Genomic DNA, 24,748 nt, shown 5'->3' on the forward strand with positions numbered 1-24,748 from the left:
ATTAATATTTGCTAAAGTTGCAGTGCACAAACGGAAAGCCGGGCCTCGCGCCCGGCTTTTTCATGTGAAAAACCCCGGATTTCCGGGCTTTTTCCGCTTTTTTCCTGCCTTTTCGACTTGGTTGCGGGAGCGCTTCTTTCTAAAGTCCGTTTCCTGCCGGATGAGTCGTTAGTTCCGGTGTTCTCATGGAAGGGAATTTTTATGAACAAGAACGAACTGGTGTCCGCTGTCGCCGACGCCGCGAGCATTTCGAAGGGTGACGCGCAGTCGGCGGTCGATGCGGTATTTTCCGTGATCACCGGCGAACTGAAGAAGGGCGGCGATGTCCGGCTTGTCGGCTTTGGCAATTTCACCGTGTCAAAGCGTGCGGCCTCCACCGGCCGCAACCCGCAGACCGGCGCCGAAGTGCAGATCCCGGCACGCACCGTGCCGAAGTTTTCGGCCGGCAAGGGCCTCAAGGACGCAGTCAACTAAACGCGTTTTTCTTTTTCAGAGACAGAAAAGCCGGGCTCGCCCGGCTTTTCATTTTTGTGCCCGCGCTCTGCTTTGGATGATCGCCGCGCTATGCTGTCGGCGCATCCGCGCGCATCAGGCCTTCCTTCTTGAGATCGGCCCAAAGGGCCGCTGGCAGTTTCGCGTCGAGCAGTGACCGGTTGCTTTCGACCTCGCTTGGCCGCTGGCCACCGGGGATCACCGAGACCACCGAGGGATGCAGCAGCGGAAATTGCAGCGCCGCCTCGATCAGCCTGATGCCATGGCGCTTGCAGACAGCCTCAATGCCGGCGACCCGCTCGAGAATGTCCTTGGGCGCCTCTGAATAGTCGTAGTAGGCGCCGGGCTTCGGTCCTGTCGCCAGGATGCCGGAATTGTAGGGGCCGCCCAGCACGATGCCGATGCCGCGCTTCTGGCAGAGCGGCAGGAAGGTGGCAAGCGCCTCCTGTTCCAGCAGCGTGTAGCGCCCGGCAAGCAGGAACAGGTCGAAATCGCCGCGCTCGGCCAGCGTCTGGGCAACCTGCCATTCGTTGATGCCGCCGCCGAACGCCTTGATGACGCCCTGGTCGCGCAGCGACAGCAACCCGTAATAGCCCGAGCGCATGAATTCCTCGATGCGCTGGTCGGACGCCTCCTTGCTGCCATGGGTGAAGATGTCGACATCGTGCACGAACAGGATGTCGATCCGGTCGACGCCGAGCCGCTCTAGCGAGGCCTCAAATGACCGCATCACGCCGTCATAGCTGTAATCGTAGACTTCCCTACGCGATGGCGTGTCGAAGAACTTGCCGATGCCCGTGCGCTGCTCCGGCGGGCAAGCGCGCATCAGGCGGCCGACCTTGCTCGACAGCACATAGTCGTCGCGCTTCCTGCCGCGCAGGAACGGGTTGAGCCGTGTTTCCGACAGGCCGAGCCCATAGAGCGGCGCGGTGTCGTAGTAGCGGCAGCCGGTCGCCCAGGCGGCATCGAGCGTGGCATTGGCATCCTCGTCGGAGACGGCGCGGTAGAGATTGCCGAGCGGCGCCGTGCCGAAGCCGAGCTCGGTAAAGGTGATCCCGCCATTGCCGATGCGGTCGAAATGCCGTGTCTTCATGTCCTGGTGTGTCCTGGCTTGATTTGTCTGACATGACACTATCATGCCTGTGATCAGGCAAAAGCGCCGCGCAGTGTTGGACACGCATTTTCGCGGTTGCTAGCATGAACGAAATCAAGCTGTTCGTGGAAAATCCCACGGCGATTTCGGGGCGGGTCAGCGGTGAGCGACAAGAACGAAAACCTGTTTGGAACCGCGCTCGACGAACTCGGCGCCGTGCTGGCGCGCGTGGATGAGAGCCGCATCGATTCCGCCTGCAAGCTGTTGGCCGAAGCCAGGCAGATCGTCGTCTATGGCTGCGGCCGCGAGGCTTTGCAGGTCAAGGGTTTCGCCATGCGGCTCTATCACCTCGGCCTGCCGGTCTCGGTGGTCGGTGACATGACCACGCCGCCGCTGGGCCCAGGCGATGCCTTCCTGGCCAGTTCCGGACCAGGAGAGACCTCGACGGTGCTGACCTTGATGCAGGTCGCGCACGATGCAGGTGCAACCAACCTCCTGTTGACCGCTCAGGCCGAAGGCCGCGCGGCGAAGCGGGCTGATTTCACGCTGCTCATCCCGGCGCAGACAATGGCCAATGACCAGGGATCGCAAAAGACATCGGTGCTGCCGATGGGCTCGGTGTTCGAAGGCGCGCTGTTCCTGCTGTTCGAGGTGATGGTGCTGAAGCTCAAATGCCTGACCGGTGCGTCGCCCGAAGCCATGCGCGCCCGCCACACCAACATGGAATAGACCATGCGTTATGAACTGATGCTGCCGCACCAGATTCGCAAGGCGATCGCTGAGAATTGGCCGCTCGCGTTGCCGCTTGGCGTGCTCGAATACCATGGCGAGCACATGGCTGTCGGCATGGACACGCTGGCCGTCATCAAGACGCTGGAGCTGTTCGAGAAGGAGAGGGACGTCGTCATCCTGCCGCCCTTCTACTACGGTGCTGCGAGCTACGCGGTGGCGCCGCCGGAAGGCACGGGTTCGGTACAGGTCGGCGGCAATCAGCTGGCGCCGTTCGGCGAGGAACTGTTCTACAGCCTGTTGCGCATCGGCTTCCGCAACATCCACGCCATCATCCATCACCAGACGGAAAACTTCGCTGCCGGCATGCCGACCGATCTCGCCTTCAAGACCGCTGGCAGGCAGGCGATTTTCCGTTTCCTCGAGAAGCAGCGCGGCGAGGGCTGGTGGGGCTCCGAGACGATGGTCGACTATTATGCCGGACATGCCGCGGGGGAGAATTTCTTCAACTGGGTGCAGGTGCATCCGCTCATGCCCGCCGCCATGAACGGCAAGTACCCGTTCGACCATGCCGGCATCGGCGAGACATCGCTGATGCTGGCGCTATGTCCGGAGGCCGTCGATACGGCCCACTTCGCCGACAATACCGGCTGGTATACGGCTGATGCCAAGGATGCATCGGCGGAACTCGGGCACAAGGGCGTCGCCATGATCATGGATCACCTGCGCGCGATCCTGAAGGCCTAATCCCGGCTTTTCAACCGCTCCGCCCGGTAGTCGGCGATCGACTTGTCCGGATCGCTCTTGGTGGCCACGGCCCAGATGAACGTGCCGGCGCCGGCTATCGCCAGGATGACGTAAAGGGCTATGCCGAGAGCAAGGTGGTTGGCATAGAAGCCCACCAGAGCCATGAGCAAGCCGCCACAGAGCATTGCCAATACAAAACCGGCGATGACGGCCCGACCCTGCCAGGCAATCGGCATGACGCCCTTGCCGTAGCGGTCGTAGCCCACGCGAATGTTGCGCGCGAACCAGTATTGGGTCGTCACTTCACGGCTCCCGCCGTCATGCCCATGATGAGATAGCGTTCCAAGGCAATGCCGATGACCGCCAGCGGCGCTATGGCCGCGGTGGCAAGCGCTGCCATCGACCACCAGTTGATGCCTTGCGAGCCGGTCTGGCTCGCCACCATGACAGGAATGGTCTTGGCATCGGTCGAGGTCAAAAGCGCGGCGAAGAAATACTCGTTCCAGCACAGCACCATCGCCAGGATGAAGGCGGCGACCATGCCTGGCAGGGCGATCGGCATGACGATGCGGAAAAAGGCGCCCCAGATAGACAGGCCATCGACGAGGGCCGCTTCCTCGAGCTCTACGGGGATGGAATTGAACTGGTCGCGCATGATCCAGATGACGATCGGCAACACCATCAGCGTGTAGAGCAGGATCAGCCCGATGCGCGTGTCGAGCAGGCCGACTTCGCGGTAGAGCACCAGGAACGGCAGTGCCAGCACCACCGGCGGCAGGATCAGCTGCGACAGGAAGAAGAACGAGATGTCCTCGTTCTTGAACCAGGCGAACTTGTAGCGGTAGCGCGTGAGGCCGTAGGCGGCGAGGCTGCCGATGACGATGGCAAGGCTCGACGCGCCGACCGAGGTGATGACCGAATTCATGAAGCGCTTGAAGAACTCATCGCGCACCGTGGAGGTCTGGAAGATCGAATCCGGCGACAGGCCGAGCGATCGCCAGCCCTTCCAGTCCGGCTGGAAGTCGACGAAGGGGATCAGATGGCCTTGCGTGACATCGACCGCCGATTTGAACGAGGTGGTTAGCGTCCAGTAGATCGGGAACAGGCAGATGAAGGCCCAGAACACCAGCGCGCCATAGATGAAGACACGGCTGGTGATGAAGCTCGCTGGAGAGCGGATTTCGGAAACGGTGTATTCGGTGGTTTGAACGCTCATGATCCCACCGCTCAGTTGACGTTGCGCACGAAGCGGTTGGCGAATTTCAGCAGCCAGGTCACGAACACGACGATGATGACCAGATAGGCCATCGCCAGCATGGTGCCGTAACCGACATTGGAGCGGTCGCGGTATTCGCGGTAGATGAAACTGGAGACGGAATCGGTGGCGCCGCCTGGCCCGCCTGATGTCACCGTGATGATGATGTCGGCGAGCTTCAGCTTGAAGATGATGCGCAGGATGACCGCCGTCACCGAAACCGGCAGCATCAGCGGGAAGGTGACCTGCCAGAAGGTTTGCCACGCATTGGCGCCGTCGACCCGTGCCGCTTCGAGGATCTCGCGCGACATCGCCTGCAGGCCGGCGAGCAGCATGATCATCATGAACGGGATGAAGGTCCAGGCGTCCAGCACCATGATTGAGATGCGGGCGATGATCGGATCCGAGAAGAAGGCCGGGTTTTCCCAGCCGAGATGACGCGCCAGCGTTGCTGCCGGCCCGAAGCGATATTCCATCAGCGACTTGCCGACCATCCACGACACCGCGACCGGCGACAGCATCAGCGGCATCAGGAAGACGACGCGGAAGAATTTTCGCGCGCGGATCTGGGCGTTGAGCAACAGCGCCAGGCCGAAGGCGATGACATATTCGACCAGCACGGCGAGCACGTAGAGCACCATGTTGAACAGCGCATTGCGATAATAGGGATCGGCCAGCATCTGCCAGAAATTGTCGAGCCCGTTGAACCTGCGCCCGCTGAAGGAGCTAAGGTTCCAGTCGGTCAGCGCGATATAGAAGCCGAACAGGGTCGGGAAGATCACCATGGCGATGGTGAAGAGCAGCGCCGGCAGCAGGAACAGCGCGCGCTGGCCGTCCTCGCCGCGCGTCAGCACCTGGCCGATGCCGATCGCCACGCCCCACAGCACATAGGCGTAGACGACGGGGCGCCACGTCTCGAAGCCGATCGTGTCGACCTCGCTCTTGTAAAGGATCTGAACAAGGATCGTTGCCAGCAGGCCGAGCGTTGCAGCGGCCATCAGCGCCCAGCCGAGCCGTTTGCGGCCTGGCGGGATGAGGTCGGATGGGACGGCGTTTGCCGGCCAATCATTGGTGGGCAAAGTCTGGTTAGCCACGCGTCTCGTCCGTTTGCAAAAGGCACTTCGCGACCGGCCACGCCGGTCAGGACGGGGTCCGGCGGCTCTCGTCGCCGGACCCCAGGTTCATGCTACGATCAGGCCAGGCCGAGCGAGGCCTTGTAGAGCTTGACCTGCTTTTCGCGACCGATCTGGTCGGTGAGCTTTTCCCAGGCGGCGGCGATGGCGTCGGCGCCTTCCTGTGCCTTCATCTTGCCGGCGAAGGTGTTGGCCAAAATATCCTCGGCGGCGGAATAGTACTGGAAGATGCCGGGGATGCGTGGCTCGATCGCCGCGTTCGGATGATTGTAGCTGTCGCCTTCCGACTTGAGGTAGGAAGTGATGAAGGCCTCGTCGTAGCCGGCCGCCACCCATTCCGGAATATCGAAATGCGAGTTGCGGTAGGGCTGGAAGCCGGACGGATACATCGCCGTCCAGATCGACAGGTCCTTGCCGCCGAGATGGGCGGCGGCGGACCATGCCGCCTTTTTCTTCTTCTCGTCCTTGTCGACGCGGGCCATGACATAGACGCCCCAGCCGAGATAGGCGCAGTTCGGTGAGTAGTTTGGCCCGCTGGCGAGCTTTTCCCACTTGCCGGTCTTGGAATTGTAGACATCGTCCGAACCCGGCAGGATCGAGAAGCCGGTGACGTCGCCGATGACCGAGGAATCGTTGGTCTTGACGTTGGAGCCGATGTCGCCCCACCAGGGGATCATCGACCCGGTGCCAGCCAGGAACTGCTGGAAGCCGGTGGTGTTCGGGTCGGCGTTGATCTGGTCCGCCGGTTCGGACGGCAGCGCGTCGATCACGTCCTGGATGGCGCGCACCCAGGCCGGATTGTTGATGCGCGGCTTCATCGTATCGGCGTCGAACAGCCATGCCTTGTCATCGGGATGCTTGGCATAGGCGGTGGCACGGCTGCCGAGGAAGTAGAAGCCGAACCCGCCCCAGGGCTTGGGCGCATCGAGATAGCCATAGACGTCCTGGCCCTTGAATTTCTTGCCCTTGAGGAACTTGGTGACAGCCTGCACCTGCTGCCAGGTCTTCGGCACGCCCCATTCGCCGGCCCCGCCACCGTCCTTCCACTGCTTGGCGAGGTCGGCATCGGCAAACACGTCGGTGCGGTAGTTGAAATTGTGTGTGTCGCCGTCGATGGTGACGCGATACTGCTTGCCGTCCCAGGTGCCGACCGGCGGCTTCAGATAATTGACCAGATCGTCGAAATCGATCTGCTTCTTGACCCAGTCGGGCATCTCTGACGTCAGGCCCTTGCCGCAGACATCGCCTTCGAACGGCGCGCCCATCTCGATGATGTCGAAGTCGACAGTGCCGGTGGCGATCGACTGCTGCAGGCGGGCATTGTAGTCGGCCTGCGCCAGGTCGATCCAGCTGATCTTGGCGCCGGTATAGGCCTCCCACGGCTTCAGGAAGCCGCGGAACAGCACGTTGTGCAGGTTTTGGTTGTTGAGACCCATGAAGGTCAGCTCGACGCCGGCGAATTCGCCTTCCTTGACGTTGGCCTTGGTTGCCTCCAGGCAAAGCTCACCGACCTTCTGGAAGTCGGCGTCGGTAGGCTGACCCTTGCCGACACCGGGGATCTGCAGGATTTTCGTGCGCAGCTCGCTGGCGGCGGAGGCTGGACGCGTGAACGCGCCAAGCCCGGCGCCGGATGCGGCGGCGATGGCGGCCATGCTGGCCGCACCCTTCAATATGTCGCGTCGGGTTGCTCCCGCGCCGACCATTTTCTCGTAAAGACCGACTCTCATCTACCATTCCTCCCAGAACAAGACCGTGAATTGATATGCCAAAAATTCGGACGCCGAGACGTCGACGGTTCTCCTCGATAAAACGGGGACGTGGGACCCCACCCTGCGTCGCCTGGAGTTCCGCTTTCCGGGTGAAAGGTCCGGCATTCGGATTGGCAACTATCACTATTCGCACAACGGGATGCCGTGTCAACGAGAATGGATTTTTATCTATAAGAGACCGACTTGCCCTTGCCGTTGGCGTTGGCTAGCTTCACCGCAACGAGAGGGAGGATGATGGCTCAAGTCGCAATCAGCAAGGTGGCCAAGGCGTTTGGAACCGTCAAGGTTCTGCATGAGGTCAGCGTCGACATCGCCGACGGACAGTTCGTGGTGCTGGTTGGCCCCTCGGGTTGCGGCAAGTCCACGCTGCTCAGAATGGTGGCCGGGCTGGAGACCGTTTCCGGCGGCACGATCGCCATCGGCGATCGCGTCGTCAATCATCTGCCGCCGGCCAAGCGCGACATCGCCATGGTGTTCCAGAACTACGCGCTCTACCCGCACAAGACGGTGGAGCAGAACATGGCTTTTGCCCTCAAGCTGCGCAAAACCGATCCGGCCGAGGTCGCCGAGCGGGTCAAGCGCGCCGCCGACATCCTCGATCTCAATCCCTATCTGAAGCGCTATCCCCGGCAGCTCTCCGGTGGTCAGCGCCAGCGCGTGGCGATGGGGCGCGCTATCGTGCGCAATCCACAGGTGTTTCTGTTCGACGAGCCACTCAGCAATCTCGACGCCAAGCTGCGCGTGCAGATGCGCACCGAGATCAAGGAATTGCACCAGCGGCTGAAGACCACCACGATCTACGTCACCCACGACCAGATCGAGGCCATGACCATGGCCGACAAGATCGTCGTCATGCGCGATGGCCGCATCGAGCAGGTCGGCGCGCCGCTGGAGCTGTTCGACCGGCCGGCCAATTTGTTTGTCGCCGGCTTCATCGGCTCGCCGTCGATGAACCTGCTCAAGGGCATCATGCGCAAGGGCGACAAGCCGGGCGTCGAGATCGCTGGCACGCTGTTCCCGATTGCCCCGAACAGCGCCGCGCAGGACGGGCAGGCCGTCGTCTATGGCGTGCGACCGGAGCATCTGGAGATCCATCCCGATGGCGTGCCGGCGAAGATTTCGGTGGTCGAGCCGACCGGCTCGGAAACGCTGGTGTTCCTGCGCTTCGGCGAGGGCGAGATGGTGGCGCTGTTCCGTGAACGCCACGATTTCAAGCCCGGCGACACGCTGACCCTGAAGCCGAGGCTCGACCAGATCCATCTTTTCGAAGCCGAGACAGGCAAGCGTCTCTGATCTCAAACGGACTTCACGAGGACTATCATGCTCAAAGGCATCAATCCGCTGCTCAATGCCGACGTGCTGCAGGCATTGCGGGCGATGGGCCATGGCGATGACCTGATCATCGCCGACACCAATTTCCCGTCGGATTCGGTGGCGAAGCAGACCGTGCACGGCAGGCTGCTGCGCATCGATGCATCGGCGGCCGAGGTGGTGAAGGCGGTGTTGTCGCTTTATCCCTTGGACACATTCGTCGATGACTCCGCTGCGCGCATGGAAATCGTCGGCAAGCCGGACGAGATCCCGCCGGTGCAGAAGGAAGTGCAAAAGGAGATCGACACGGCCGAAGGCAAGGCCTGGCCGATGATTTCCGTTGAGCGCTATGCCTTCTATGAGCGCGCCAAGCAGGCCTATTGCGTCATCCAGACCGGCGAACGCCGCTTCTATGGCTGCTTCGCCTTCCGCAAGGGCGTGGTGCCGCCGGATGCGGAGTAGCAGCATGGCCACCGGCAAGCCTGTCGTCATTTTGGGCGTCTTTGTCGCCGACACCGCCTATCGCGCCGATCGCCAGCCGCGCATGGGCGAGACGATCCTCGGCAATTCGTTCAAGCTGGGTCCGGGTGGCAAGGGGTCGAACCAGGCCGTTGCCGCCGGCAAGCTCGGTGCCGACACCACCTTCCTGACCCGGCTTGGCATCGACGCCTTCGCCGACATGGCCAAGCGGACCTGGCAGGATGCCGGGGTGAAGAGCGCCGTCATCGACACGCCGGACAGCTATACCGGCGCTGCCTACATCTTCGTCGAGGAGGGCAGCGGCAACAACGCCATCATCGTCAGCCCCGGCGCCGCCATGCTGATCTCGCCAGCCGATATCGAGGCCAACGGCGATCTGATTCGTGGCGCCGGCGTCTTCGTGACGCAGCTCGAACAGCCGATCGATGCCGCGATGCGGGCGCTGGAGATCGCGCGCGGGGCAGGGGTGACGACCATCCTCAACCCCGCTCCCGCGGCAAAGCTTCCCGACCGCATCTACGCGCTCTGCGACTATCTCACGCCGAACGAGACCGAGACGGAGGAATTGACCGGACTGAAAGTCTCCTCGGTCGATGAGGCGCGTGCCGCCGCCGGCAAGCTGCTTGAAAAGGGCGTCGGCACGGTCATCGTAACGCTCGGCGACAAGGGCGCGCTGCTGCACTCGAAGGACCGCTCCGACCATATCCCCGCCATCAGTGCCGGGCCGGTTGTCGAAACCACCGGTGCGGGGGATGCCTTCAATGGTGGCTTTGCCGCAGCGCTGTCGCGAGGCGTGGAGCCGCTGCAGGCTGTGCGCTTCGCCTGCGCCGTCGCCGGCATTTCGGTGACGCGTCCCGGCACCGCGCCGTCGATGCCGACGCTGCAGGAGGTCGAGGCACTGTTGGCGAAGGGCTGAGACACTGAGGCTCGCGGCCCAACCGAGCCATCAGGCTGTTCCAGCCCTAACGCATGTGGCCAAAAGTGACCTCGGTTTGGGAGAACTGCATACATCAAACAAGGACCCGAAGTGCGTCGCATGAATACGCTTCAATGCGACGCGCTCTAGATGTCCCGCAGGCGATGCCCTTACTGCTTGATGTAGCAGCGTTTTTCTTGATCGGGCGCGGGATCGCCGAATGTATCGTTGTCGCATTGGACGCCATTGCGGAACACGTCCTGCGTGAATCGGCCGCGCGCTCCGTATCTGACCACCTTGCGGCCATCGAAGTCGCAGAATTCGCCTTCATCGGCACAGGCAGCCCATCTTTCGCGGCGCGGCTCGTCGTAATTGTCATCCGACTGGTCCCGGTCGCGCATGACGATGAAACACGACTTTGGCCTGCCCGGTGCGGGGTCGCCAAAAACGCGATTTGTGCAGGGTACGGCGTTTCGCTCGAAATAGCGCGAGGTTGTGCGGCCCCGGGCGCCGTAGACCACCTCGGCGGGATACGGCAGACGACAGATGCCGCCCTCGCGCGCGCACTGCTGCAGCCTGTCGGCCGACGCGGTCGCCGGGAAAAGGGCGGTGGCGACCGTCGTCACGGCACCCAGGTAAACGAGGGTGAATATCGTGCGTATAGGAATGTTTGGTGCGATTGACACTATAAGTCCTCCATACCGTTTCGGCAGCATACTGGTGCAGCTCCGTTACCTGCGAAATGAATCGAGCGCTTTGTGGGCAAATCCGCAAGCGCAATTCGCAAGATCAAACGCGGCTCAACCAGGCTGAGTCGGTTCAGGAGCTGCTTTTCAGCCTATTGGAGTGGCGTCCCGTTTGCCACACCGTCACGCATGCATGATTGTTTTTTTGAAGCCGGCTGTGAAGACCGTCGGCCGCGTACGATTGGCGCTGGTAACGATCACCGACCGCGCCTCGACACTTCATTTCTGAAAGTGGACTTTGACAATTCATGTCGACATTTCCCTATGCCAAGGGTTTGAAACCCTTGAGAGAAATGGCGCGAGTGACGGGGCTCGAACCCGCGACCTCCGGCGTGACAGGCCGGCACTCTAACCAACTGAGCTACACCCGCGCATTGACGAGCACGTGTCAGCCGTGTTCGTCGTTGGGGCGCTGGATAAGGGGTTCGCCACCGGGTGTCAAGCGCACCAAACCATCATAACAGCAAACTGGAGAAGGTTTTTTGACAGCCGGCGTTTTGTTGGCAAATCCGGCCCGCGAACAGGGCGTCGCCTGTTCATTTGGCCTTGCGAAGCCGGTCTCGACCGCTTAAAGGTCCGGCCCGGAGCGGGCGATTAGCTCAGTTGGTAGAGCGCTTCGTTTACACCGAAGATGTCGGCGGTTCGAGCCCGTCATCGCCCACCATTCCAGCACCCCACCATTCCATACTGTTAATGCTACTCAGTGGCGAAGGTCGCGCGCGGCTGGCTGTCCGTCGGCGGCCGCGTCACAAACCCGGCGCAGATCGGCATGGATGTTTTTGGTGTTCAGCAGCTCGGCCGCCTCCGGGTAACCCTCGGCCAGTAACGCTGCAACAATCTCGGCTGGAGAGTTGTGGACACCACCTTCCGCCAAAGCATGAGCCCGCTGGTAGATATGGCTTGTTCTGATTTCGTCGGCCATTTGCAAACCCCTCGGTTGGCTAGAACTGATAGACAACCCTTGAGGTGAGGATGCGTTCCATGCAACTTACGAGGGAATACTTGCCGGCTGATGCGCCGAGCGACGGCTTGTCCTGTTGCCTCTGGTCAGGAGGCGGCCGATCCAATGCCGTCGATGCAAGGATTACGGCGGCACCATCCGGAAATCCTTGCCCTCGGGCAGCAATTGCCCGCCGTCGACGACAATGGTCGTGCCGGTGATGTAGCTGGCGTCGTCCGAGGCGAGGAACAGGAAGGCATTGGCGACGTCGCGCGGACTGCCGAGCCGGCCGAGCGGGATCGAATCCTCCATATTCTTGATATAGGCGGCGCCACGGTGCTGCTGGATGGCCTCGGTCAGGATGTTGCCGGGCTCGACGCCGTTGACGGTGATGCCGTAACCGGAGAATTCCAGAGCCGCCGAACGGATGAAGCCGTTGATGCCTGCCTTGGTCGCCGAATAATGGCCGTGGCCCGGACTGGTGACGTGCGGACCGGTGATGGAGGAGGTGAACAGCATGCGTCCGTAGCGCTGCGCCTTCATCGGCACCAGTGCCGCGCGGGTGGCATTGAATGTGCCGCGCAGATTGACGGCCATGACGCGATCCCAGTCGTCGGTGCTGGTGTTCTCGATCAGCTGCCAGGGATAGATGCCGGCATTCTGCACGATGATGTCGAGCCGGCCGTGATGCTTCAGCGCCGATGCCACCGCGGCCTCGGCGTCGCGCATTTGCGAGATGTCGGTGCCGATGAAAGGAGCGCCAAGCTCATCCGCGGTCGCTTGTCCGGCCTCGACATCGGTGTCGGCGAGCACCAGCCTTGCACCTTCTTCGGCGAAGCGCAGTGCGATACCTTTGCCAATACCGCTTGCGCTGCCGATGATCAGCGCGACCTTGTCGTTCAGTCGTCCGGTCATGTGAGCCGTCCTGTCATGCGAGTCTTTGGCGAATGGTTTGCTTGAAAGCGTCGAGCAACACGGCGGCCAGCACCAGCAGGCCATGGATGACCTGGGTAAAATTGGCCGGCAGCCCCATCAGGTTGATCGCCGTGTTGATGGCCGAGAGCAGAAGCACGCCGGCATAGACGCCGGGGAGGGTGCCGACGCCGCCTTTGAGGCTGACGCCGCCGATGACGACCGCGGCAAAGGCGTTGAACAGCAGGCCGACACCGAGATTGGCGGTGGCGCCGGAGGTGCGGATCGCCAGCAGCCAGCCGGCTAGGCCAGCGATGGCGCCGGCAAGCACGAAAGCGATGATGAGGTTGCGGTTCACCCGGATGCCGGCGCGGAAGGTCGCCGTCTCGTTGCCGCCGATCATCACGAGATGACGGCCGAAGGGCGTCTTGGCCATGATCAGCGAGAAGACGACGAAACAGGCGATGGCGATCCAGGCGGTCAGCGGCAGGCCGATTAGCCGCTGGATGCCGAACCAGCGGATCGCTGGCGCCAGATCCTGCGCCGAGCGGCCGCCCGAAATCACCAGCACCAGGCCGCGTACCCAGATGTAGGAGGCCAGCGTAATGATGAAGGCGCTCATCTTGACCTTGACCACCAGGTAACCGTTGAAGGCGCCGATCAGGCCGCCGACGGCCAGCGCCAGCAGCAGCGAAACCGGAACCATCAGCCATTCCGGATGTAGCTGTATGCCAAGGCCGATGCCCGACGAGCAGAACAGGATGCCGACCGCCATGGCGCTGAGCGCGGCGACGGATTCGACCGACAGGTCCATGTGGCCGGCGATGATGACCAGCGCCAGGCCGATCGACATGACGCCGAGCACGCTCGAGGCCTCGATGATGTTGGCGAAGATGCCGAGCTGGAAATAGTTCGGGATGAAGATGGAGAAGACCACCAGCACGAACAGCAGCATGAACCAGACGAGGTTGTCGAGAACGAACTCCAGGGCATGGCGGGTGCGAGGGTTCATGGGTTGATCCGGCTGGCGCATATCCGAAAATCATCTTTTGATTTTCGAAGTCATGCGCGGATTGGAATTGGAGGATCGGCTCCGGGCCGGCGGCCCGGAGCGTTTCAGGTGACGTGCCTATTCGACCGACTTGACGGTGTCCGTCGGCGGCTTCTGGTTGCCCCAGAAGGCCGGGTTGTCGACGTTTTCCTTGGTGATGGCGGCACCGGGGATCTTGATGTTCGGACCCCAGGCTTCCTTGGTCACGGTCGATTTCAAGCCAAGCACGTCGTATTCGCCGGGCTTGATCTCTTGCTTCTTGACCACCTTGTCCATGAACATGGCGACGGCAGCGGCCTGTGCGTAGAGCGGCTGCTCGACTTCGACATTGAGCCAGCCTTTGCGGATCAGGTCGAGACCGACCGGAGCGCCGTTCGAGCTCATCAGCATGACGTCGCCCGGCTTCTTGCCGGCGGCCTCGAGCGAGGCGACGGCGGCGACCGAGAGGTGGGCGGCATGGCTGAAGATCAGGTCGATGTCGGGGTTGGCCAGCATCTGGTCGGCAACGATGGTGCCGGCGTTGCTGGCTTCCCACTGCATGGCTGGAAGCGAGATGATCTTGACGTCCGGAAACGCCTTCATCTTCTCCTCAAAGCCTTTCTGGATGTCGAGCGTGTAGGGATCGCCGGGGTCGCCCAGCACCTGCAGCACCTTGCCCTTCACCGAGCCGTTCTTGGCTTTCAGCAGTTTTTCGGCCTGGTCGGCGGCGACATAGCCGATCTCGACGGTTCCGGCGACCGAGGTGAAGTCGGAAGGCGTCGAGGTGATCTGGCGGTCGAATTCGACCACCGGAATGCCGGCGGCACGTGCGGCTTCGATCGACGGTTTCAGCGCGTTGAAGTCGACGGCAGCGAGGATGATCGCCGCCGGCTTGAGGGCGATGACGTCATTCATCTGCGATTGCTGAGCGTCGGTCTTGTTGTCGGCGTTCAGGGTCTTCATCTCATAGCCGGTCTGCTTCAGGAACAGCTCCAGAGCGCTCACCGAGCCGGTCTGGAATTCGTCGAGCAGTGTCGGCACCATGTAATAGACGACACCCTTGGACTGGGCGAATGCCGGCGTGAGCGTGGCAAAGGCCAGTGCCAGGATACCGAAGACAGCAAGAAGTATTCGCTTCATGTCGTTGGCTCTCTGTTAAGCCGGACCCCTCTTTGTCCCTCAGCCTGCCGGTCCGGCACCGGCAAGCGTCTCTCCGGTGATCATGTTGATCACCGCGTCGGGACTTGTTTTGTTGCGTGCGACATCGCCCGCCACGACGCCTTGCCGGATCACCACGATCCGGTCGGCGACCTGAAAAGCCTGCTGCATGATGTGTGTGATGATGACGACGCCGATGCCCTGGCTCGCCACCTGGCGGATCATGTCGAGGCCGCGCCGGGTCTGCTCGACGCCAAGGGCGGCGAATGGCTCGTCGAGCAGCACCAGCTTGCCGCCCCAATGCACGAAACGGTTGAGTTCGATGGCTTGCCGCTGGCCACCCGAGAGATGCTCGACATTGGTGCGCAGCGACGGAATGCGGGTGCCGGCGCTGGCCAGCGCCTTTTCGACGACGGCCTCCATGGCGCGCTCGTCGAGCACTGGAATGCCAAGCACCTTTCTGGTGATCTCGCGGCCCATGAAGAAATTGGCGACCACGTCGACATTGGTGCACAGCGACAGGTCCTGGTAGACGGTTTCGATGCCCGCCGCCTTGGCTTCGGCCGGCGACCTCGCCAGAAACTCCTTGCCTTCGAACAGCATGCGGCCCGAGGTCGGCTCGAGCCCGCCAGCGATGATCTTGACCAGCGTGGATTTGCCGGCGCCGTTGTCGCCGAGCAACGCCACGACCTCGCCCTTGCCGATCGAGAAGCTGATGCCCTTCAGCGCTTCGATCGCGCCATAGTTCTTGGTGACGTTGTCGAGCACCAGCAGCGGTTCGCTCATGCGGCAATCTCCTTGGCTGTCAGAAGATCGCGGCCGCGTTCGCGCTCGGCGGCGAACATCTGGCCGAAGCGCGGCGACAGCACCCCGGAAACCGCAAGGGCGGCGGCGCCGCGCAGCACGGAATGTTGCCCGCCGCGCGCGACCATAATCCGCGGCGTCACCCGGTCCTTGCGCGCCGAGACGGAGTTGTGCAGGCCGTCAGCCGAACCGGCCAGCCGTTCGAGCAGATCGGTGGACGCCAGCCCGCCGAGAATGACCGTTTCAGGATCGAACAGGTTCTCGATGACGGCGATGGCATTGTGAAAGATCGGCGCGACTTCCGCGACCCAATCGGCCTCTGTGCCGTTCCAGCGCCGGAGCGCCTCCAGCGAGAGGTACCTTTCAAGACAACCGCTGTTGCCGCAGGGACAAGCCTCGCCGCCGGGAACGACAGGGATATGCCCGACCTCGCCGGCATTGCCCCAGGCGCCACGCTGCACGCTGCCGTCATGAACCATGACGCCGCCCAAGCCGACGCCGAAATAGAGATAATAGTATTCAGAAAATTGGGCGCCGAGGCCGTAGAGCCGCTCGCCCATGGCCGCCGCCGCCATGTCGGTCTCGAAGAAGGCCGGCAGTCCGGTCGAGGCCGCCAGCCGTTCGCGCAGCGCCACATCCTTCCAGCCGGTCATGGTGGTCGGGCCGATAAAACTCATGGATTCGACACCGAATGGTCCGGGCAGGGCGAGGCCAACCCCGAGAACCCGCCCGCCGGCCCGCAATCCGGTCAATTCAGACACCATGGCCCCGATCAGGTCGAAGGCGTGGTCGGGCGTTGCGTTCGGCGCCTCGCGGTAGGCGCTCTCGATGACGTCGCCGCTCAGATTGATCAGGGCGGCATTGATGCCGAGCGGGGTGATGTGGATGCCGACGGCATAGCCGCCCTCGGGATTGATGCGCAGCGTCGCCGGTGGCAGGCCGCGTCCCTTGGGTTCCTCGCGCACCGAGAGGATGTAGCCCTGCTCCTCCAATTCGCGAACGATGGTCGATACGGTCTGGACGGTGAGGCCGACGCGGCTGGCGATATCGCCGCGGGCGATCGGCCCATGCAGGCGGATGGATTCAAGCACGATGCGCCGGTTGTACGGCCGCCCGAATTCCTGATTGGTCCCCCGCAATGCCATGCCTTGCGCCCCCTGATTGACGTTAGGTTCGCATCAAAGAGTTATTCAGTCAAATGGAATTCAAAAATAAATCGGGAGCGCGGTCCAATCCGGGAGAGCCGCAGGTCGCATCCGGCCCAGGCCCTGTTCAGGTGTGGCGCTTGGCTGATTGCCGCCATGGTGAAACCGCTTCAATGCTGGGCGAGCCTCGCAATCGTTGAACAAAGCATGGAGTAGAGATGATCGAACTGCCGTTTGCCCGCGACGAATACCAGCAGCGGCTTGCCAAGATCCGCGCCGAGATGGCGAAGCGCGGTCTCGAACTCCTTGTCGTCAACGACGTTGCCAACCAGCACTACATCACCGGCTACGACGGTTGGTCGTTCTACACGCCGCAGGTGGTGCTGGTACCCATTGAGGAGGTCGAGCCGGTCTGGATCGGGCGCGCCATGGACGCGGCGGGTGGCCTTTTGACAGCCTGGATGAAACCCGAAAACGTGGTTGGCTTCCCGGAGGATCATGTTCAGCGGGCCGATCGCCACCCCATGGACTGGATCGCGAACTGGATCGTCGCCAAGGGTTGGGGTAACAGACATATCGGCATCGAGCTCGAAGCCTATTATTTCTCGCCGAAAGCGCATGCCCGCCTTGTCGCCGGCCTTTCCAATGCGAAATGGCACGATGCCGATCTGCTGGTGAACTGGATCCGCGCGGTCAAATCCGCGCCGGAAATCGCCTATCTGCGCAAGGCTTCCACCTTGGCCGAGGCCGCCGTTACGCGGGCCTTCGAGGTGATCGCGCCCGGCGTGCGCGAGTGCGATGCGATTGCCGCGATCCAGGCGGCGCAGATCGCCGGCAGCCCGGATTTCGCCGGCGACATCACGGCTCTCCCGCCGACCATCCTCGGCGGCGAGAATGCCTCGGCCCCGCACATCATGTGGAGTGACCGGCGGTTCGGGGACAATGAGACGATTGCGCTGGAACTCGCTGGCGTCTGCCGCCGCTACGCGGCTGGACTGGCTAGAACGATGCAACTCGGCAAGACGCCGACGCGTGTCGCGGACACGGCAAAGGCGGTGATCGAGGGCATGGACGCGGTGCTCGACGCGGTCAGGCCGGGAACATCTGCCGAAGCCGTCGAGGCCGCATGGCGCAAGGTCATTCAACGCTATGGACTGAAGAAGGAGTCGCGCATCGGCTATTCCATCGGCGTCGCCTATCCGCCGGATTGGGGCGAACACACGATCAGCCTCAGGCCGGGTGACAAGACGGTGCTTCAGCCCGGCAACGTCGTTCATTCCATCCTCGGCATGTGGATGGACGGCTGGGGCATCGAGATCAGCGAGACCATCCTGGTCACCGAAACGGGCCATGAGACGCTGACGAAGTTCCCGCGAGAGATCCATGTCAAATCCTGAGGGTTCGGCCATGGTAGGCGGTGCTGCAAGTCCCGGTGCAGTCGATATCGACACGGGAATTCTCGACCAGATGATCGAGATCCGCCGCCATCTGCACCGCAATCCGGAACTGTCGAACAATGAAGCCAACACGCAACGCTATCTCAGGCAGATGCTGGCCGGCGAGGGGATAGCCGACATTCGCGACGTCGCGGGCTTTGGCCTTGCGGTCGACATTGTCGGCACCGGCAAGCCGTCGAACCGGAAGATTGCCATTCGCGCCGACATCGATGCCTTGCCCATCGAAGAAGAGTCCGGTGTCGACTATGCATCGACAAATCCCGGCGTGATGCATGCCTGCGGCCACGACGCCCATGCCTCGATGGGTTTCGCGGTTGCCGCGCACCTCCATCGATCAAGGGCCGATTTTGGCGGAACCGTCCGCCTGATCTTCCAGCCGGCCGAGGAGGATTCGCCCTCGGGCGGCAGGCGGGTGGTGGAAGAGGGGCTGCTCGACGATATCGACGCCGCCATCTGTCTTCACGTCGACCCCTATACACCGTCCGGCAAGGTCGCGGTCCGTTCAGGTCCCTATACCCTGGCGTGCGACACGTTCGACGCAATCGTCATAGGCGAGGCGGCGCATGCGGCCAAGCCCTATGAAGGCGTCGATGCGATTGCCGTGGCCTGCTCCATGGTCGGGGAATTGCAGAAGATCGTCGCGCGCGAAATCGATCCGTATGACCCCCTGGCCATTTCCGTCACCGGCATCAATGGCGGCAGCGCCTACAATGTGATCGCCGGCAGGGTCGCCCTGAAAGGCACCATCCGCAGCGGTAGCGACGCAACCCGCGAGCGGGCCTGGCGCCGCGTTCGCGAAATCCTGGAGGGCATGGCGGCAAGCCACGGCGCTAGTGTGGAACTCGCCATACACAAAGGTGAGCCGGGAGTGGTCAACGATGTCGAGATGGCGGAGCTGATCGCCGTCAGCGGCAGGGCCTGCGTCGGCGCCGACAATGTTCTCAACACACCTGGGTGGACCATTGCCGACGATTTTGGCTACTACAGCGAGAAGCGTCCATCGGTCTATTTTCGGCTCGGAATCCGCAATGAAGCGGTCGGATCGGTCTTTCCGCTCCACCATCCCAGGTTTCGTGTCGATGAGGCCGCGCTAAAAATCGGCGCGGCGACCCTGGTTTCGGCGGCGACCAGATTTCTGTCGACGCAACCGGAAAGGCCGGATTGATCAAGCAGTTCAGGCCTGTTCAGTATTTGATGACCCGGCGCTCGACCAGCACCACGGCGCAGAACAGGGCAATCGACAGGCAAGACGATAGCACGATCGCCGCGTAAAGCCGGTCGGACTGGTAGTTGAAACTCGCCTGGATGATCAGCGCGCCGAGGCCCTTGTCCGAGCCGATCCATTCGCCGACGATGGCGCCGATGACTGCCGTCGCCGATGCGATGCGGAGCGAGGAAAACAGCATCGGCAGCGCACGCGGCAGCCGCAGGCTCCAGAAAATCTCCGAACGTGTCGCCGACAGCACCCGGAACAGCTCGTGCTCATTGTCGCTGGCGGAGTCCAGGCCGCGGATCATGTTCACCAGCGTCGGGAAGAAGCATATCACCGCCGCGATGACGATCTTCGGCGTCATGCCGAGACCGAAGATCAGGATGATGATCGGTGACAGCGCCAGGATAGGAATGGTGTTGAAGAACAGCACGATCGGAAAATAGGTAGCCTGCAGGACGCGGTTGTGCACGAACAGGACGGCGAGCAGCACGGCGGCCAGATTGCCGATGACGAAGCCGGCCAGCGCCTCGATCAGCGTCGGCCTGAGATTGTCCATGAGCAGCGCGAAATTCTTCTGGAAGACGCCGGATATGGCAGTTGGGGTCGGCACGATATAGGCCGGCACGCCGAGCAGTGGCAGCAGATACTGCCAGGCGAGAAGCAGCGAAGCCGCGCCGAGAACGGGCAGGGCTATTGCCATTTGCGGCGACAGCGGTGCGGGCCTCATGATGCTTGCTCCAGCGCGGTCCGCAGTTCCGCCATGGCGGCGACGATTGCCGGATCTTCGCGCGTGCAGCGGTTGCCGTCCTGCTTGAGCGGCCGCAGGTCCAAATCCCTAACGAGCCGCCCCGGATTGGTGGCGAGAACGATAACGCGTTCGCCGAGATAGGCGGCTTCGGCGATCGAATGGGTGACGAACAGGATCGTCGTGCCGGTGCGCCGCCACAGGTTCAGAAGCTCGTCGTTGAGCCGATCGCGGGTGATCTCGTCGAGCGCCCCGAACGGCTCGTCCATCAGCAGCAGCTTCGGCTGGCCAAGCAAGGCGCGGGCGATGGCCACGCGTTGGCGCTGGCCGCCGGAGAGTTGATGTGGCAGGCGTTCGCCAAAGCCGGCAAGCCCCATCAGCTCCAGCAGTTCGTCGCTGCGGTCCTCGATCTTGCGGGTCAGGCTGCCTTGCCCGACGTCAAGCGGCAGGCGGACATTGTCACGCACAGTGCGCCAGGGCAGCAGCGTCGAGTCCTGGAAGACGAAGCCGACATCGCGGCGCGAGCGCACCGCATGCGGCGTGTCGCCAAGCACGCTGATCGTGCCGCCGAGCGGTTCGAGCAGGTCGGCGACCACGCGCAGCAAGGTCGACTTGCCGCAGCCGGACGGTCCGAGGATCGACAGGAAGGAGCCGGCCTCGACGCTGAGGTCGAGGCCGGAAAGCACCTTGACGGCCGCCTGGCGGCCGCCATAGCCGACATCCAGCCTGCTGGCTTCGATCGCGCTCGCCATCAGGCGGCGGGCGCGTCGAGCTTCGGCCGCTCGGCAGCCGAAAGTTCGAGGATCTCGGTGGTGTAGACATCGGCCGCCTTGGGCCGGCCGTTGGGGTACTGGCCGACCTTGTCGAGCAGCGTCAGCTGCTCTTCGATCGAGGCGGGGTCGAACGTGCCCCAGCCGTCCTTGGCCGTTGCGCCGTCGAAGGAGAGTTTTAGCACGAGGTTGACGGTCTTCTCTTCCCAGCCGAGGTCCATTTCGGGATAGGCGGCGACCATTTTCTTCACCGCTTCCTGCGGGTTGGCGTGCACCCAGCCCCAGCCCTTGGCAACCGCGCCGATGAATTTGGCCAGCGTGTCCGGGGCCTTTTCGATCGCCGCGTCGGTGGCGAAATAGACATCAGCATAGGAGTTCAGGCCGAGGTCACGCACCAGAAGGTCGATGCGGTCGTCGCCGACGACGCTGAGCGCCTGCGTGTTGGTGATCCAGCCGCCAATGGCGTCGACATCGCCGCGCACCAGTGGTCCCTTGTCGAAGCCGACATTGATGACGGTGAGGTCGGATGCACTCATGCCGTTCTTGGCCAGGATCTCATCCATCACGAAACGCGCCGTCGGCTGGATGCCGATCTTCTTGCCCTTCAGGTCGGCCACGCCCTTGATCGGATTTGAGGCCTTAGAGGTGAGCGCGTAGGGGCCCGTGCGGAAGCCGCAGGCGATGATCTTCACCGGCACGCCGCTGGCGCGCGCCGCAAACAGCTGTGGCGTTTCGGAGAATTGGCCAAGCTGTGCCGCGCCCGAAATCACCGGCGGCACGGTCGAGGCGTTGGGCCCGCCCGGGCTGAATTCCACCTCGAGCCCGGCATCCTTGAAGTAGCCATTGGCGACGGCGGCGATATCGCCGATCTGGCCGTTGGACATCAGCCAGTCATACTGGATGACGACCTTTCCGGCGGCCTTCGCGCCCGGCGTCAGCACCAGCTGCATGCCGCCCGATGCCACGGCAACAGCCGCCAGGCCGGACTTCATGAAACCGCGGCGATTCATGTCGTAATTCCCATTCATTTTTCGCTCCTGTTGCAAGACTGTCTCGTCTCTTCATTGCGCGCCGTTCCCTTGGCGCGGTGTCGTCTACGGCTGTTCGTCGTGGTAGTCGCCGGGGCCGCCGTCGAGCCAGGCGTAGAGTTCCCAAAGCGTGTCGTCCGGGTCGGTGAAATAGGCGCAGCGCGCGTTCCAGACATAGTTTTCGGGCGGGCCATAAAACCGCACACCCTTTGCCGTCAGCTCGGCATGCAGCCGGTCGATCTCGTTAGGTGCGTCGAGCTGGACGGCGACGCAGACCTTGTGCGCATGGCGCGGCGACCTCAGTTTGGATACGCCGGTATGCCGGCTGATATGGTCGATCTCCCAGGCGGCCAGTGTCACGCCTTCGCTGTGGAAGTCGGCGAAACCCTCGGCGCGGCGACGGAGGCGAAAGCCCAGTCTGTCGACGTAGAACTCCACCGTCCGCTCGATGTTTTCGACGAGAAGGCAGACGTCCGAAATTCGATATGCGGTCCCCAGCGACATGACTATTTCCCTCCCTCGGCGCGCTGGGTGCGCAGTGGCAGTTTGACGCCGACACGGTCGGCCGCGCCGATGATGTGCGCGCGCATTGCAGCCTCGGCAGCCGCCGGGTCACCGGCGACCAGCGCCTCGTAGATGCGCACATGCTCGCCGACATTGACCTCCACCAGATCGTGCAAGGGGTTGGTCTGCCTTGCGTAATAGATCGAGCGCCGGATCTGCTCGCAGACGAAGGAGATGAAGGTGTGGATGTAGCTGTTGCCCGTCGCCCGGGCGATTTCGCGATGGAACAGCAGGTCGGCGTCGATGCTGCCGTCCTCCCAGCGCTCCTCGCCGCTCATGCGGTCGAGTGCGGCCTTGATGGCATCGAGATGCTCCTGGCCGCGGCGTTCAGCAGCGAGTGCTGCGGACTCGGCCTCGAGGATGCAGCGCAGCTCGAACAGCCGCTCCATGTTCTGCCCTTCCTTTAGCGTCTCGCGGTCGATGCGGATCGCCGCGCGCTGTTCCGGCGCCAGCACGAAGGAGCCGATGCCTTGCCGTGCCTCCACCATGCCGTCGGCCCGCAATTGCGCGATCGCCTCGCGCACCACGTTGCGGCTGACGCCGAATTTTTCGGAGAGCTGCTGTTCCGTCGGCAGCAGGGCGCCCGGGTTGAGGTCACCGGACTCGATCTCGCGGCTGAGGAACGCCGCGACCCGATGCGGCAGCGCCTCGACAGTGCCGATGGCGGCCAGTCGTTGTTTCATGAAAAAGTCTCCGTCGCGCGAAAGAGGCAGCCAGGGTTCATCAGCCCGCCCGGGTCGATGGCATGTTTCAGCGCGGTGACGAGCTTGCGATGGACAGGGGTCATTCCGGCCCAGTAGGCAGGCTGGCGGGTGCGCCCGATGCCGTGCTCGGCGCTGATCGAGCCGCCAAGTGCGTTGACGACATCGTACAACCCGGTGGTGATGGCGGTGCCCCTGGCGCGGGCCTCGGGCTCGGCAAGGTCGAGCGGCGGCAGCACATTGAAATGGATGTTACCGTCGCCCGCGTGGCCATAGGCCTGGGAAATCCAGCAGGGATGCTCCAGTTGGACAAACTGCCGGGCTCGGGCGATCAGCGTGGGGATATCGGAGATACGCACCGAAAGATCGGTGCGTACGTGGTAGCCGCGCTTGGCCTGGCCCTCGACCAGCCCTTCGCGAATGGCCCAGAACGCCCTGGCCTGTGCGCCGCTTTCTGCCAGGACGGCGTCAGTGACGAGCTCTTCTTCCATCGTGCGGGCAAGGAAATCCACCAGCAGGGCGCGCAAATCGATGGCGGCACTCGACGACAATTCGATCAGCACATGGACCGGGGCGGTGACCGGCGCGACGATGTTCGGGTCGACGAGCCGCGCCAGCTCCATACATTCCGATCCGATGATCTCGAAGGCGGATATCAGGTCGGAGCATTCGCGTCGGGCTTGCCTGAACAGCGATATCGCCGCTTCGAATGATGGAAGCCCCAGATACGCCGTCTCGACCTTGCCGGGTCGCGGAAAGAGCTTCATTTCGACACCGGTGATGATGCCGAGCGTGCCCTCGGCGCCGATGAAAAGCTGTTTCAGGTCGTAGCCGCGATTGTCCTTGCGCAGGCCGGAAAAGCCGCTCCACAATTCGCCGTCAGGCAGCACCACTTCTAGGCCGACGATAAGGTCGCGGGCCATGCCGTAGCGCAGCACATTGACGCCACCTGCATTGCTGGAAGCGTTGCCGCCGATCTGGCAACTGCCTTGAGCGCCGAGCGCCAGCGGAAACAGGCAATCCTGTTCCTCTGCCGCATCCTTGATATGCTGCAGGATGCAGCCGGCATCGGCTTGCAGCGTGAAATTGTCGGCGTCGACAGAGCGGATCCTGTTCAGTCGCTCCAGGCTGATGATCACCGCGCCGCAGGCCGTGCCGATGTCGATCGCGCCGGCGACAAGCCCGGTGTTGCCGCCCTGCGGGATTATCGCCAGCCCAAGCGTGCCGCACAGCCGAACCGAGGCCTGGACCTCGGCGACCGATGCCGGTTTCAGCACGGCAAGGGCGCCGCCATGATGATCGCCTGACCAGTCCACGAGGTATTTCGCCATGTTGGCCGCATCGGCGGCCACACCGCCTTGCCCCAGGAGATGCTCCAGGGCGGCAAAGACGTCAGGCGAAATGCCGTGAATGGTCATTATCGGATTGGCGCTGATGTTGTGGCGTATGGTTATACATATCATCCTACAACTGGAATTGTGTCAACACCGGCAGGCCGAACGGCCGTGGACAAGTCGCTTGCCAGCGCGTTGGGTTAGGTGCTGGCCAGGTCGCTGATCAAGCAGGAGCAGAAGCCGCCCGCTGGCAGTCGAGGCCGGCACGGACAGCGA

Annotated in this window: 26 protein-coding genes and 2 tRNA genes; 9 read left to right on the forward strand and 19 right to left on the reverse strand. The window is 62.8% G+C overall.

Features of this window, described 5'->3' with window-relative positions; translation table 11 throughout:
* The first annotated feature begins 201 nt into the window (after window positions 1-201).
* Window positions 202-474, forward strand: coding sequence for an HU family DNA-binding protein (locus tag AC1D05_RS01970; protein WP_023798342.1), 273 nt, complete (start codon window positions 202-204; stop codon window positions 472-474).
* A gap of 88 nt (window positions 475-562) precedes the next feature.
* Here the strand turns inward: AC1D05_RS01970 and AC1D05_RS01975 are convergent, their stop codons facing one another.
* A complete protein-coding gene (locus AC1D05_RS01975; RefSeq protein WP_477437698.1) occupies window positions 563-1,585 on the reverse strand; it encodes an aldo/keto reductase in 1,023 nt (340 codons plus the stop codon).
* 162 nt (window positions 1,586-1,747) lie between these two features.
* Here AC1D05_RS01975 and AC1D05_RS01980 point away from each other — a divergent pair, with 162 nt between their 5' ends.
* Together AC1D05_RS01980 and AC1D05_RS01985 are read left to right on the forward strand one after the other, a co-directional pair.
* Window positions 1,748-2,314: an SIS domain-containing protein gene (locus AC1D05_RS01980; protein ID WP_477437699.1), complete on the forward strand. Its 567-nt coding sequence runs from the start codon at window positions 1,748-1,750 to the stop codon at window positions 2,312-2,314.
* A 3-nt stretch (window positions 2,315-2,317) separates the two neighbouring features.
* A complete protein-coding gene (locus AC1D05_RS01985) occupies window positions 2,318-3,061 on the forward strand; it encodes a creatininase family protein (RefSeq protein ID WP_477437701.1) in 744 nt (247 codons plus the stop codon).
* Here AC1D05_RS01985 and AC1D05_RS01990 read toward each other — a convergent pair.
* The 4 genes from AC1D05_RS01990 to AC1D05_RS02005 all read right to left on the reverse strand — a co-directional run bounded on the left by AC1D05_RS01990 (window position 3,058) and on the right by AC1D05_RS02005 (window position 7,176).
* A complete protein-coding gene (locus AC1D05_RS01990) occupies window positions 3,058-3,363 on the reverse strand; it encodes a hypothetical protein (protein ID WP_477437703.1) in 306 nt (101 codons plus the stop codon). The two genes, AC1D05_RS01985 and AC1D05_RS01990, sit on opposite strands and share 4 nt — an antisense overlap.
* Window positions 3,360-4,277, reverse strand: a complete 918-nt coding sequence (locus AC1D05_RS01995; protein WP_027042383.1) for a carbohydrate ABC transporter permease — start codon at window positions 4,275-4,277, stop codon at window positions 3,360-3,362. The genes AC1D05_RS01990 and AC1D05_RS01995 overlap by 4 nt, the downstream gene beginning before the upstream one ends.
* A gap of 11 nt (window positions 4,278-4,288) precedes the next feature.
* On the reverse strand, window positions 4,289-5,410 hold the full coding sequence (locus tag AC1D05_RS02000; RefSeq protein ID WP_477437705.1) for a carbohydrate ABC transporter permease: 1,122 nt from the start codon (window positions 5,408-5,410) through the stop codon (window positions 4,289-4,291).
* Between the two features lie 98 nt (window positions 5,411-5,508).
* Entirely contained in the window at window positions 5,509-7,176 is a 1,668-nt protein-coding gene (locus AC1D05_RS02005) for an ABC transporter substrate-binding protein (RefSeq protein WP_477437706.1), read from the reverse strand.
* A 276-nt stretch (window positions 7,177-7,452) separates the two neighbouring features.
* On the opposite strand from AC1D05_RS02005, the gene AC1D05_RS02010 reads away from it, so the two are divergent.
* From AC1D05_RS02010 to rbsK, 3 genes are read left to right on the forward strand one after another with little or no spacing between them, the layout of a single operon-like run.
* Window positions 7,453-8,511 carry an ABC transporter ATP-binding protein gene (locus AC1D05_RS02010; protein WP_477438132.1) on the forward strand — a complete coding sequence of 353 codons (1,059 nt, stop codon included), beginning with the start codon at window positions 7,453-7,455 and terminating at the stop codon, window positions 8,509-8,511.
* A 27-nt stretch (window positions 8,512-8,538) separates the two neighbouring features.
* Window positions 8,539-8,991: an RbsD/FucU family protein gene (locus tag AC1D05_RS02015; RefSeq protein ID WP_477437708.1), complete on the forward strand. Its 453-nt coding sequence runs from the start codon at window positions 8,539-8,541 to the stop codon at window positions 8,989-8,991.
* Between the two features lie 4 nt (window positions 8,992-8,995).
* On the forward strand, window positions 8,996-9,925 hold the full coding sequence (gene rbsK, locus AC1D05_RS02020; RefSeq protein WP_477437710.1) for a ribokinase: 930 nt from the start codon (window positions 8,996-8,998) through the stop codon (window positions 9,923-9,925).
* Between the two features lie 170 nt (window positions 9,926-10,095).
* Here the strand turns inward: rbsK and AC1D05_RS02025 are convergent, their stop codons facing one another.
* Entirely contained in the window at window positions 10,096-10,611 is a 516-nt protein-coding gene (locus tag AC1D05_RS02025; protein WP_477437712.1) for a hypothetical protein, read from the reverse strand.
* A 354-nt stretch (window positions 10,612-10,965) separates the two neighbouring features.
* A tRNA-Asp gene (locus tag AC1D05_RS02030) sits at window positions 10,966-11,042 on the reverse strand.
* A gap of 217 nt (window positions 11,043-11,259) precedes the next feature.
* Here AC1D05_RS02030 and AC1D05_RS02035 point away from each other — a divergent pair.
* A tRNA-Val gene (locus tag AC1D05_RS02035) sits at window positions 11,260-11,335 on the forward strand.
* 36 nt (window positions 11,336-11,371) lie between these two features.
* On the opposite strand, the gene AC1D05_RS02040 is transcribed toward AC1D05_RS02035, so the two are convergent.
* The 6 genes from AC1D05_RS02040 to AC1D05_RS02065 all read right to left on the reverse strand — a co-directional run bounded on the left by AC1D05_RS02040 (window position 11,372) and on the right by AC1D05_RS02065 (window position 16,660).
* Window positions 11,372-11,593, reverse strand: a complete 222-nt coding sequence (locus AC1D05_RS02040) for a hypothetical protein (protein ID WP_477437713.1) — start codon at window positions 11,591-11,593, stop codon at window positions 11,372-11,374.
* Window positions 11,594-11,755: 162 nt separating this feature from the next.
* Entirely contained in the window at window positions 11,756-12,526 is a 771-nt protein-coding gene (locus AC1D05_RS02045) for an SDR family NAD(P)-dependent oxidoreductase (protein ID WP_477437715.1), read from the reverse strand.
* A 13-nt stretch (window positions 12,527-12,539) separates the two neighbouring features.
* Window positions 12,540-13,535: an ABC transporter permease gene (locus tag AC1D05_RS02050; RefSeq protein WP_477437717.1), complete on the reverse strand. Its 996-nt coding sequence runs from the start codon at window positions 13,533-13,535 to the stop codon at window positions 12,540-12,542.
* A 117-nt stretch (window positions 13,536-13,652) separates the two neighbouring features.
* Entirely contained in the window at window positions 13,653-14,693 is a 1,041-nt protein-coding gene (locus AC1D05_RS02055; protein WP_027057230.1) for a sugar ABC transporter substrate-binding protein, read from the reverse strand.
* A 39-nt stretch (window positions 14,694-14,732) separates the two neighbouring features.
* Complete coding sequence (locus AC1D05_RS02060) at window positions 14,733-15,497, reverse strand: ATP-binding cassette domain-containing protein (RefSeq protein ID WP_027028608.1); 765 nt, start codon at window positions 15,495-15,497, stop codon at window positions 14,733-14,735.
* Window positions 15,494-16,660: an ROK family transcriptional regulator gene (locus AC1D05_RS02065; protein WP_477437719.1), complete on the reverse strand. Its 1,167-nt coding sequence runs from the start codon at window positions 16,658-16,660 to the stop codon at window positions 15,494-15,496. The genes AC1D05_RS02060 and AC1D05_RS02065 overlap by 4 nt, the downstream gene beginning before the upstream one ends.
* 218 nt (window positions 16,661-16,878) lie before the next feature.
* Between AC1D05_RS02065 and AC1D05_RS02070 the strand changes: the two genes are divergently transcribed.
* The gene (locus AC1D05_RS02070; protein ID WP_477437721.1) at window positions 16,879-18,057 is read left to right on the forward strand and encodes a M24 family metallopeptidase; all 1,179 of its coding nucleotides are present in this window, start codon (window positions 16,879-16,881) and stop codon (window positions 18,055-18,057) included.
* The gene (locus AC1D05_RS02075) at window positions 18,044-19,282 is read left to right on the forward strand and encodes a M20 metallopeptidase family protein (protein ID WP_477437723.1); all 1,239 of its coding nucleotides are present in this window, start codon (window positions 18,044-18,046) and stop codon (window positions 19,280-19,282) included. The genes AC1D05_RS02070 and AC1D05_RS02075 overlap by 14 nt, the downstream gene beginning before the upstream one ends.
* A 19-nt stretch (window positions 19,283-19,301) precedes the next feature.
* Here the strand turns inward: AC1D05_RS02075 and AC1D05_RS02080 are convergent, their stop codons facing one another.
* From AC1D05_RS02080 to AC1D05_RS02105, 6 genes are all read right to left on the reverse strand, one after another.
* A complete protein-coding gene (locus AC1D05_RS02080; RefSeq protein ID WP_477437725.1) occupies window positions 19,302-20,057 on the reverse strand; it encodes an ABC transporter permease in 756 nt (251 codons plus the stop codon).
* Entirely contained in the window at window positions 20,054-20,827 is a 774-nt protein-coding gene (locus tag AC1D05_RS02085; protein WP_477437727.1) for an ABC transporter ATP-binding protein, read from the reverse strand. The genes AC1D05_RS02080 and AC1D05_RS02085 overlap by 4 nt, the downstream gene beginning before the upstream one ends.
* A complete protein-coding gene (locus AC1D05_RS02090) occupies window positions 20,827-21,855 on the reverse strand; it encodes an ABC transporter substrate-binding protein (RefSeq protein WP_477438134.1) in 1,029 nt (342 codons plus the stop codon). Before AC1D05_RS02090 ends, AC1D05_RS02085 begins: the two co-directional genes overlap by 1 nt.
* An 84-nt stretch (window positions 21,856-21,939) precedes the next feature.
* Window positions 21,940-22,377 carry a VOC family protein gene (locus tag AC1D05_RS02095; protein WP_477437729.1) on the reverse strand — a complete coding sequence of 146 codons (438 nt, stop codon included), beginning with the start codon at window positions 22,375-22,377 and terminating at the stop codon, window positions 21,940-21,942.
* Window positions 22,378-22,379: 2 nt separating this feature from the next.
* Entirely contained in the window at window positions 22,380-23,120 is a 741-nt protein-coding gene (locus tag AC1D05_RS02100; protein ID WP_477437731.1) for a FadR/GntR family transcriptional regulator, read from the reverse strand.
* Window positions 23,117-24,556: an FAD-binding oxidoreductase gene (locus tag AC1D05_RS02105; protein WP_477437733.1), complete on the reverse strand. Its 1,440-nt coding sequence runs from the start codon at window positions 24,554-24,556 to the stop codon at window positions 23,117-23,119. Before AC1D05_RS02105 ends, AC1D05_RS02100 begins: the two co-directional genes overlap by 4 nt.
* Between the last annotated feature and the right edge of the window lie 192 nt (window positions 24,557-24,748).

This window comes from Mesorhizobium sp. P2_E9 (genome assembly GCF_056403815.1).